The following is a 2,001-nucleotide window of genomic DNA, read 5'->3' as shown; positions in this document are numbered from 1 at the left end:
TCCACCGGCCCGCCGCGGGGCGCGGCCGCGAGGCGTCCGGCGGACAGCGCCATCACCGCCGCGACGCAGGTGATCACGGTGAAGGCGGCCGGGTACGACAGGCCGTCGGCGATCCACCCGGTGATCGCCGGGGCGGTCAGCACCGACAGGTAGGTGATCGTGGCGACGCCCGCGACGCCCTCCCCGGGCGTGCGGCCCCGGTCGCCCGCCGCCGCGAACACCAGCGGCAGGACGGTCGCGACGCCGACGCCGATCAGCGCGAAGCCCGCGATGCCCGGCAGCGGGGTCCGCGCCGTCACCACCAGGACGCCGCCCAGCACCGCGGTCGCGCCGCCGAGGCGGACGACCCGGACCGGCCCGAACGCCCGGACGAGCCGGTCCCCGGCCAGCCGGGTCGCCGCCATGAACGCCATGAATCCGGTGAAGCTCGCCGCCGCCACCCCGGGGCCGGCGCCGGCCACTTCGGTGAGGTAGACGGCGGACCAGTCGGCGCTCGCGCCCTCCGCGAACGTCGCGCAGAAACCGACGAGGCCGATGCCGAGGATGGCGCGGTTCGGCAGCGTGTACCGGCGCGGCGCCGGGGCGTCCGCCGCCGCCCGGTGCGCGAGCAGGCCCCGCCCCGCCAGCAGGCCCGCGCCCAGCAGGACGGCCGCCACCAGCCCGAAGTGGATCCGGGCGTCGACCCGCGCGTGCGCGGCCAGGACGCCGATGCCGCCCGCGAGCATGCTGCCGACGCACCACAGGCCGTGCAGCCCCGACATGATCGAGCGCCCGAGGCGCCGTTCCACGTTCACGGCGTGGCCGTTCATGACGACGTCGGAGGTCCCGGCGGCCGCCCCGTACAGGAACATCGCCCCGAACAGCCAGCCCGGCGCGGGCGCCAGCGCGGGCAGGAGCAGGACGCCGCACCACAGCGCGATCAGGAGGCGGACGGCGGGGCGCTCGCCGATGCGGTGCGCGAGGCGGCTCGCGGTCGGCATGGCGAGGAACGCGCCGATGGAGGGGCACAGCAGGGCGAGGCCGAGGACGCCGGGGCCGAGGTCGAGGCGGTGCTCGATCCAGGGGATGCGGGTGGCGAGGGTCCCCGCGACCGCCCCGTGGACGGCGAAGACGGCGGCTATCGCGCGATGGTGGCTCATGGACGGAGAAACTAACAGGTAGCCTTCCTGATGAAAAGCGATTATGGGCAGGGAGCCTGACTAATATGGGCGCCGTGAAGACCGCCGACCCGACGATGGCCCGGGCGATCAACGACCGGCTCGCCCTCGACCTGCTGCTCGAACACGGTCCGCTGACCGCCACCCAGCTGCGCACGTTCACCGGGCTGTCCCGCCCGACCGTCGCCGACCTGATCGAGCGGCTCCGCGAGAGCGGGCTGATCGAGCGGGCGGGGGAGACCGGCGCCGACCGGCGCGGCCCGAACGCCCGCCTCTACGGCCTCGTCCCCGGACGGGCGCACGTCGCGGGCGTCGACCTGCGCCGCGACGCCGTCCACGTCGTCGTCGCCGACATCGCCGGGACCGAGACCGGCACCGTCACGCGGCCGCTGCCGCCGGGCCCCGACCTGCCCGCGTTCATCGCCGGCGCGGTCGGCGACGCCCTCGGCGCCGCCGGGGAGGGCCGCACCGCCCACACCGTCGTGCTCGGCACCCCCGGCCTCATCCACCCCCGCACCGGCCTCGCGAGCGAGAGCGGGGTCCCCGGCGGGCGTCCCGACCTCGGCCCGGCCCTGGCCGGACTGCTCGGCGCCCGCGTCATCGTGGAGAACGAGGTCAACCTCGCCACCATCGCCGAGCACCGGGACGGCGCCGCGGTCGGCCGCGACGACTTCGCGCTGCTCTGGCTCGACGACGGGATCGCGCCGGGGTCGTCCTCGACGGACGGCTGCGCGCGGCGCGTCCGGCGGCGCGGGCGAGGTCGGGCTGCTCAAGTTCGGCGTCGCCGACTTTCTGCGGCCTGATGGAGCTCCCCGCCGTCCGCGGCCTCGCCCCGGACGCCCTC

Annotated in this window: 2 protein-coding genes; one reads left to right on the top strand and one right to left on the bottom strand. The window is 76.6% G+C overall.

The window, feature by feature from the left end:
- Positions 1–1,139, bottom strand: a 1,139-nt coding sequence (locus BJF79_RS38610; RefSeq protein WP_075904816.1) for an MFS transporter, incomplete at its 3' end; no start/stop codon positions are given.
- A gap of 74 nt (positions 1,140–1,213) precedes the next feature.
- On the opposite strand from BJF79_RS38610, the gene BJF79_RS38605 reads away from it, so the two are divergent.
- Positions 1,214–1,960: an ROK family transcriptional regulator gene (locus tag BJF79_RS38605; RefSeq protein ID WP_262403204.1), complete on the top strand. Its 747-nt coding sequence runs from the start codon at positions 1,214–1,216 to the stop codon at positions 1,958–1,960.
- Positions 1,961–2,001: the final 41 nt, after the last annotated feature.

The sequence above is a fragment of the Actinomadura sp. CNU-125 genome, assembly GCF_001942465.1.
Taxonomy (GTDB): Bacteria; Actinomycetota; Actinomycetes; order Streptosporangiales; family Streptosporangiaceae; genus Spirillospora.
The sequence above is the reverse complement of the archived record's forward strand: the minus strand, read 5'-3'. Positions and strand labels throughout refer to the sequence as shown.